The 7695-nt window shown below is 69.4% G+C and carries 5 protein-coding genes, 2 pseudogenes and 2 riboswitches; of the genes and pseudogenes, 1 reads left to right on the plus strand and 6 read right to left on the minus strand.

Going from position 1 to position 7695, the window contains the following annotated elements:
- The 6 genes and pseudogenes from NBX02_RS02730 to fbaA all read right to left on the minus strand — a co-directional run.
- Positions 1–587: pseudogene (locus tag NBX02_RS02730) on the minus strand (hypothetical protein); the annotation flags it as partial.
- A 341-nt stretch (positions 588–928) separates the two neighbouring features.
- Positions 929–1288 (minus strand): ATP-binding protein, encoded by a 360-nt coding sequence (locus NBX02_RS02735; protein ID WP_250289832.1) that lies wholly within the window; start codon positions 1286–1288, stop codon positions 929–931.
- A gap of 108 nt (positions 1289–1396) precedes the next feature.
- Positions 1397–1831 carry a DUF3151 domain-containing protein gene (locus NBX02_RS02740; RefSeq protein WP_250285308.1) on the minus strand — a complete coding sequence of 145 codons (435 nt, stop codon included), beginning with the start codon at positions 1829–1831 and terminating at the stop codon, positions 1397–1399.
- Between the two features lie 234 nt (positions 1832–2065).
- Positions 2066–2809 carry a transglycosylase family protein gene (locus NBX02_RS02745; protein WP_250285307.1) on the minus strand — a complete coding sequence of 248 codons (744 nt, stop codon included), beginning with the start codon at positions 2807–2809 and terminating at the stop codon, positions 2066–2068.
- Between the two features lie 5 nt (positions 2810–2814).
- A riboswitch (cyclic di-AMP (ydaO/yuaA leader) is annotated at positions 2815–2980 on the minus strand.
- 601 nt (positions 2981–3581) lie between these two features.
- Positions 3582–4301 (minus strand): transglycosylase family protein, encoded by a 720-nt coding sequence (locus NBX02_RS02750; RefSeq protein WP_250285306.1) that lies wholly within the window; start codon positions 4299–4301, stop codon positions 3582–3584.
- Between the two features lie 7 nt (positions 4302–4308).
- Positions 4309–4457: riboswitch (cyclic di-AMP (ydaO/yuaA leader) on the minus strand.
- A 587-nt stretch (positions 4458–5044) separates the two neighbouring features.
- Positions 5045–6082 (minus strand): class II fructose-bisphosphate aldolase, encoded by a 1038-nt coding sequence (gene fbaA, locus NBX02_RS02755; protein ID WP_250285305.1) that lies wholly within the window; start codon positions 6080–6082, stop codon positions 5045–5047.
- A gap of 1011 nt (positions 6083–7093) precedes the next feature.
- Here fbaA and NBX02_RS02760 point away from each other — a divergent pair.
- Positions 7094–7695, plus strand: a pseudogene (locus tag NBX02_RS02760) (hypothetical protein); the annotation flags it as partial.

Here is a 7695-nt window from a genome sequence, read left to right on the forward strand (position 1 = left end):
ACGTCATAGTACAAGATCTCTTTCTGTGGGCCTACGGAACGCAACGCTTCCAACAACGCCGGGAACATCGCGTCCACCTCGGCGCCACCGCCGTGGCAGAGTGCGGAGAGCACCGCCAGCGCCGGGTTCGCCCGGGCCAGCCGTACGTCCACCACCAGCGGCACGTCACCCGGCGTAAAGATCAGCGGCCGGAGCAGCAGGCCGCTCGGCCCGTCCGGGGGGAGCATGCGCCGGTACCAGCGGGCTGTCGCCGGGTCGGGGCAGAAGACCACGAGCGCCGTGTCGACGTCCAGCTCGGCCTCCAGTTGGGCCACGTACAGCTTCCAAGTTCGCTGTTTCGCGAGGTCCCGGCCACGCTGGATCTCCAGCACGGCCGCCAGCAGCGGCCGGTCCACCGGATCGCAGAACAGCACCATGCCGTCGGCGTGGTAGGTGCGCGGGACCATGACGCGGACGTCGGTGGCCTCGGTGCGAGCGTGGTGGTAATCGGGCATTTTGACGTCGAACACGGTGGCCAACAGCCAGGCCATCAGGTCCGGGTCAAGCTTGGTCAGGGCGACCGGGGATTCGTGTTCGGCAGAGGGCATGGAAGCACGGTATGCACCGGATCCGCATACATCGGGCCTTGTCCGTGCTGAAACCGGTATCAGCAAACAACAAGGCCACTGTTCCGGCGGTTGTTCCGTCCGCTGTTCCGGCGACCACGGCCGTGACCGCGGCGTTGGCTGCCGAACGACGTGAATTCGGTGCCGTGGTCACAATCCTGGATTCACATCGTTTGTCGTGCCGACCGGTTTGCCGCGTCGCCCCGGGACACCGGCCCACCCGAGGCGGTTTACGGACTTCGTGGATCGAGACGGTGTCCGCCGCGCTTCAGTGCTCCTGCCGACCTGTCGACAGCGGATCGGTCCCGGGGCCCGGCGCGGCGTCAGGACGGGGAGAAGGCGTCAGAGCGGGGAGAAGATGTCGTCGGCCGTGACGGTGAGGATTCCGGGTGGCGGGTTGCGGATCTCCTCGCGGGCGCAGACGGCGAGGCGGATCGGGCCTGGCCGGTCCGCGTCCCGCTGGCCGGCACCAGCGAGCCCGCGACGGACAGCTGCGCCAGTTCGCCGCGGGCGGCGCGGCCGGCGCCGGTGTGGAAGACCGACCGCCGTCCGGCGACGAAGCGGTGCGGCAGGGCGGTCTTGCCGACTCTGCGCCGTCCCCAGACCACCACCGGCCGCGGGTCGGTCGAGGCCCACCAGCGTTCCAGCGCGGCAAGCTCTCCGGTGCGGTTGACGAACGTCATCCGCCTCTGCCTGCATCGCCCGTAACTTACATCGGACGTCAGTAGAGTGCCGGCGAGCCGTTGGCGGCCCATGCTGGCGGGTTGCCGCGCGGGGCCTCTCCGGTGGCTTCAGGTGGCCTTGAGCCCCAGGACGTCGGATGCCTGGGGGTCGCTGTCGGCGAGGAAGTCGCGACAGCGGGTGGCCTCCTCGGTCTCGCCGATCGCGGTGGCCGCGCGGGCCAGTGCCGCGAGCGCCCGCAGGAAGCCCTGGTTGGGCTCGTGGGACCACGGGATCGGCCCGTGCCCGCGCCAGCCCGCGCGGCGTAGCTGGTCGAGGCCGCGATGGTATCCCGTCCTGGCGTAGGCGTAGCTGGTCACCGGGCTGCCGGCGTCGAGGGAGCGTTCGGCCAGGGTTGCCCAGGCGAGGCTGGAGCCGGGAAAACGGCCGGCGACGGTCTGCGGATCCTCGCCGGCGCTCAGCGCCTGCGCCGCGGCGGGATCGATGGTGAGCTTGGCCGGCGGTGGGCCACCGAGCAGATCCGGTCGTTCGGGCGAGGGTGTCATGGGGCTCATCCTGCCGGATCCGGCCGGCCGCGCAGCCAGCCGGAGGGGGAAGTCCGTCAGATGATGGACCCGCCGGGAGGGGGAGAGCCGGCAGGTCCATCACCTGATCGGGGTACGAGGCGGGCAGGGCACCCGGCCGCGACCCGGCGGCAAAGGAACGGCGTTGAGCGTCCCGTGACCTTTGGCCGCAAAATTTCAAAGTCATAAAATGGTACGAAAGGTGCACCCGGTATGCTACAGGACGGTCGGGTTGGTGACGGTGACGTCCCAGAGGTTCTTGCCGACCACTCCAGCGCCGCCGTCGTCCACCCGGGTCAGATACGAGTAGAGCGATGCCAGTCCCTGGGACTCCCGCCCGAAGCGTCCGTCCACCTGGAGGATGAACCTCTTCTGACGCATCTCGCTCTGCCAGACGTAGGCGTCGGGGCGGACCTCGCCGGCCAGTGTGCTGGACAGCGCCGTCCCGGTGAAGTTCTCGGAGTTCAGCAGGGCCTTGGCACGTTCCAGCGTCATCGCTGGCTGCACCGGAGTGATCGCACGCTGTACCGGACTGGTGGTGGGAGCGCTGGGGGCGACGATACCGCTGGACGACGGTGCCGGGCCGCTACGGCTCAGGCCCAGCTTGGACGCGCAGGACGGCCACGGGGACCAGCCACGGGCGTTGTAGAGCTTGTAGGCAGCCTCGTCCTGAAGCGTCGGCGGCGCGCCGCTGGGCAGGCCGGAGTAGCCCAGGGCATGCCAGGTCTGGGCGTCGAACTGGTAGGCGCCGTAGTAGCCGTTGCCGGTGTTGATCAGATAGTTCCCGCCGGACTCGCACTGGCGGAGTTTGGCGAAGTCGTCAGCGGTCGCGGCGCTTGCGGGTGCGGTCGTGACAGCCAGGCCACTGCTCACGAGTGCCGTCACGGCACCGGTGGTACGCAGGACCTTCATGACGGTGGAGGGAGGTTGCGGGGCGCGGTGCCTGCCACCAGACGGCATGTGGGTCGGTCCTTCCCGTCGCCTACGAGGTGAGCTGTCGGGTGCGGGCGGGAATCAGGCCCGGCCGGTGGCACCAGGAGGCACTGCCGGCTTTACCCCAAGGACTCCGTGGACGGACGTCCGGATGGTGGTTCCCCCGATCCTGTCCTTGTGGCTCCGCGGTAGCTCGGGCCGTACCGAACGGGGACAGGACTCGGCGTCCGTCCGGGCGGCCTCACCGATCCGGCGAGTGGGGAGGACTCTAGCGAGTCTGGTTCTATCGAAGCAAATCGGGGTGTCGGATGAACTACACCGACGTGACTGTTATCACCCGAATGGGCTAAGCGCCTTGAACGTGTCACCGTAGCTGACGGTGTGACTCCGCCCCGCGGCGGGGTCGCCTTCTCCGATTTCTGTGACTTATGGTGACGGACGAAGTTTCTTTCGTATCGTGAATGTGCTTGTTGTCACTTCTGGGGCACTCCGGGAAGCGGAGCCGTCCGGAGCGGTCCCCGGCCCTGCCGGGCCGGATCCGGGCCGGCCGCATCCGGGGTTCTCCTGGATGCGGCCGGAGGCCTGGCATGAAAGGGGATCGTGGCTGCGCTGTCCATGGCGCGCCAGCCCGGTCCGGTCGGATGTCCAGCCACGGGTGGGCCGGCTGTGTGCGGACTGTGCGTGCCGCCGGTGGGCGGTGCCGTCCGCCAGAGGCCGTTCGACCGCTGGGTCGTTCGGCCAGTTGCCGGCTGTTCGGCCGGCTGTTCGGCCGGTTGGCCGGTTGGTTGGCTGGCCGTGTTCAGTCGAAGGTGGCCGTCCAGGTCCGTGGGCCGCAGATACCGTCCACCTGCAGTCCCCGCGAGTTCTGCAGGAGGGTGGCGGCGAAGGCGGACTGGGGGCCGTAGCGGCCGTCGATCCTGATCCGGTAGCCGAGCCTGTTCATCTGGCGCTGCCAGGCTCGTACGTCCGAGCGCACCTGATAGATCAGCCCGGTGGTGAACAGCGTGTTGTCCGCGAGACTCTGCGCGCTCTGACGCACCACCCAGCGTTGGGCCCCGGTCGACCCGGCCGCGCCCGCCGAGCCGGTGCCGGTGCCGGTGCCGGTGCTGGGCGATCCGGCCCCGGACGAGCTGGCGCTCGCCACCAGCTGGTCGGCGCCCATCCCCTGGCCGCAGACCGGCCACTGGCCGAAGCCGGACCGGTTGGCCAGTCTCAGCGCGGCCTCGTCCTGGGTGGCTGGCAAGGCGTCGCTGGGCAGCCCCGGGTAGCCGAGGCTCTGCCAGGTGCTCAGCGAGAACTGGTAGGCACCGTAATAACCGTTGCCGGTATTGACGGTGTAGTCCCCCCCGGACTCGCACTGGCGTAGCTGCGCCCAGGTGGTGGCGGCGCTGGCGGGCTGTGACATCACGATGCTTCCGCCGACCGCCGCGGCCAGCGCGGGAGCGACTACCAGCGCCCGCGCGCCCAGCCGGATTCGGCCGGTTCCGTGCTGTCGATTTCGGGAACGTGCACTGGACATATTGGTTTTATGCCCTTCCCCACGCCTGCGAAGTGAGCTGTCGGGTTCGGGCTGGGACTGCCCGGCCGCATGTGCGGCTTCACCCCGAGGACGCCCGGTATCGGCGCCCAGAAGTGGGTCCCCCGTTCCTGCCACGAGTTTGGGTTTTCGTCGGGCGAGGGCAGGATTCGGCGTGCCGCCCGACGTGTGTTCGCTGTGTCGCGAGCACGGCGCAGACCATAACAACAATTGCTGGGCGCCGAACAAGCGGGGAATACGCTTCGTGAGGATGCGCACACCGGGCCGGCGGCTCTTGTCGGGGCCCGGGAGCGGATGGTAGCGCACGGGTACGCGCGCTTATTGATTTCATCATACTTTTATTGCCGGGAAAACTCGGTATCCCGCCGTGCCGGTGGCGATCGGGGCCGGATTATCCGGATAGGAGCCAGTGCGTGGGCCGGCGATCCGCGTGCTATGGGCCGGAAGCCGGGCCCGGCCGGCCCGGCGCCCGCGGCGCGGAACACCGCTGATTCAGCCGAAGACACGTCGAACGGCAGGACCATACGTACAGTGCCGTGATCCGACGATGATGCGACCTTTCCGGAACCTGCGTCATATACGGATGGCCGTTGAAAGGTGACGGCCATCCGGTCACCCGGGCGCCGGGAGGCCGATGGGTCGGCACCCGCACGCGAACGCTCGCCAGCCGGACGACGAAGCCCGGTCTGGCGAGCGTGTTGTGGGGCCGTCCCGCCCAAGCGGGGTCAGTTGGCGAGGGAGCGTCCCGCGGAACGCAGGTCCTCGCACGCCTTCACGACTCGGGCGGCCATGCCGACTTCGGCCGCCTTGCCGTAGCTGCGCGGGTCGTAGTGCTTCTTCACGCCGACCTCGCCGTCCACCTTCAGAACGCCGTCGTAGTTCCGGAAGACGTGGTCGACGACCGGCCGGGTGTACGCGTACTGGGTGTCGGTGTCCACATTCATCTTGATCACGCCGTAATCCACCGCTTCGCGGATCTCGGACAGGTCGGAACCGCTCCCGCCGTGGAAGACCAGGTCGAGAGGTCTGGCCCCGGCTGGCAGCCCGAGCTTCTGCGCGACATACTGCTGACCATCCCGCAGGATACTCGGACGGAGTTTCACATTGCCCGGCTTGTATACCCCGTGCACGTTTCCGAAGGTTGCCGCGACCAGGTAGCGGCCCCGTTCCCCGGCGCCGAGGACCTCGACGGTCCGCCACATGTCCTCGGGCGTGCTGTACAGTTTCTCGTCGATCGCGCCGACGATGCCGTCCTCCTCACCGCCGACGACACCGATCTCCACCTCCAGGACGATTTTCGCCTGGGCCGTGTCCGCCAGCAGCGCGTCGGCGATTTTGAGGTTCTCCTCGATCTCGACCGCGGAGCCGTCCCACATGTGGGACTGGAACAGCGGCTCGCGGCCCTCCCTGAGCACCCGCTCCTTGGAGATCGCGACCAGGGGGCGCAGGTAGGTGTCGAGCTTGCCGGCAGGACAGTGGTCGGTGTGCAGCGCGATGTTGACCGGGTACGCCTTGGCGACATGGTGGGCGAACTCGGCCAGCGCCTGCGCGCCGAGCACCATGTTCTTCACCCGGGTACCGGAGAGAAATTCGGCCCCTCCGGTGGAAATCTGTACGATACCGTCGCTCCCGGCGTCCGCGAAGCCCTTCAGTGCGGCATTCAGGGTTTCACTCGACGTGACGTTGATCGCAGGGTAGGCGAATGCCTCCGCCTTGGCCTGGTCGAGCATCTGGGCGTAGATATCTGGGGTGGCAATGGGCATCGGTCTGGCTCCTGTGGACAGTCGGGGCGCGGCATGCCCGGTTCGGTGATATTTTACCGATTCGGACGTGTGCCGTGCCGGGAAGTTGCGCGAAGGGTATGACGAACGCTCCCCGTCCGGTAGGACGGCCGCAACGGGTGAGTACGGATGTTCTGTCGGGTGTGGTGCACTATGCCGTCGTCCTCACTCCCGGCTTCGTCGGGAGCGGTGTCGTCCGTCGGTTTCCGGTTACCCGGTGACGTTTTCGGTTACCCGGTGACATCGTCCCGCTCGCAGCCGGGGCAGCCCATGACCGGCTCGGGCGCGTCGCTCATCGCGGGGGAGCGCATCCAGCGGATCCTCGATCGCGTGGATCTCGTTGCTGCGGCCCGCACCGATCTGTGCCCGGCGGACGCGTGCTGGCGACCGGGGTACCGTCGATCGCGATTTCCGGTGCCATGGCTCGTTATGTTACCGGGAAGCATCCGGCCGCGCTCCGCCTGAATGCGCCGGAAGCCGCCCGTACGGCCTGGGCTGTGCCTTCTGCCAGGCCTTCTGCCAGCGCTTTGGCACTCCGGCTCGCGGCAGCGGCCGGTTTGTTCCATGGCCGCGGGCCTTATGTCCCGCCATGCCCCGCCGCGGTGTGCCGCGGCATGCCCGGGCACATGTTCCCCACCGCGTGTCCCCACCGCATGTTCCCGTCGCGGGGCCTCGCGGTATTGCTCCCGCCGTGCCCGACGCGTGCTCCCGTCTTGTCCGATGTGCGCTCCCGTCGCGGCTGGGCGCGTGACGTGACCGGGGCCGTCCAGGCGGTCCGCCCACCGGAGCGGACATGGCCGTCGGGCCGTTCGCCGGCACGGTGGCGAATGGGCCCGATGACCCGTTCTGTCCGCTGTTCGCTATTGTGGGCACCGGTCGGACGGCTGGCGGCGGCATGGTAATGACCTTGACGCCCGATGGCCGCTCCGGCGGGCCCGGATCCATGGGCCGGCGAAGGGGGACACACGGGGGGCCGACCGGACGGAAGGTTCCATGGATCGACATCGCGGCTACGGCCGTGCCCGCCGGAGGTGGCCTGCCGCCGTGTCGGCGGTCGTCCTCGGCGTTCTCGCGGCGGTCGCGCTGCTCCTGACACGGTTTACCACACCGGCCGGCCCGGCCGGCGCGGCCGGCGCGGACAGGTCCGTCGTCGCCCCGGCACTGGCGTCGTCGACGGCCGTGCTCGCGCTCGCCGCCCGGTCGACGGCGGGGCCGACGGCCGACCGCGGCACTGTCAGCGGCGTCGTGCGTCTGCGCGCCACCGCCACCGCGGACGCCTGGACCTGGGCGGCGTTCGTCCTGCGGGGGCCCGGAACGGTCGTCCAGGTGGCGCCCGCCGCCCCGTACGAGGCCACCGTGGACACCCGGGCACTGCCCGACGGCGCCTACACGCTGGCGGAGATCGTGTTCCATCCGTCCCAGGCCCCCTCGATACGCTCGAGCCAGCTACGAATCGTCAACACGCCACAGCTGACCGCCCCCCAGGGGCCCGCACGGCCACCGGCTGTGGCCGACCCGCCGGCCACCCCGGCCCCGACCACGCCGACCACGCCGGTCACGCCGCCGCCGGCGCCATCGGCCGCGCCGGCCCCGGG

It is taken from the genome of Protofrankia sp. CiP1_Cm_nod1, assembly GCF_920888515.1.
Classification (GTDB): domain Bacteria; phylum Actinomycetota; class Actinomycetes; order Frankiales; family Frankiaceae; genus Protofrankia.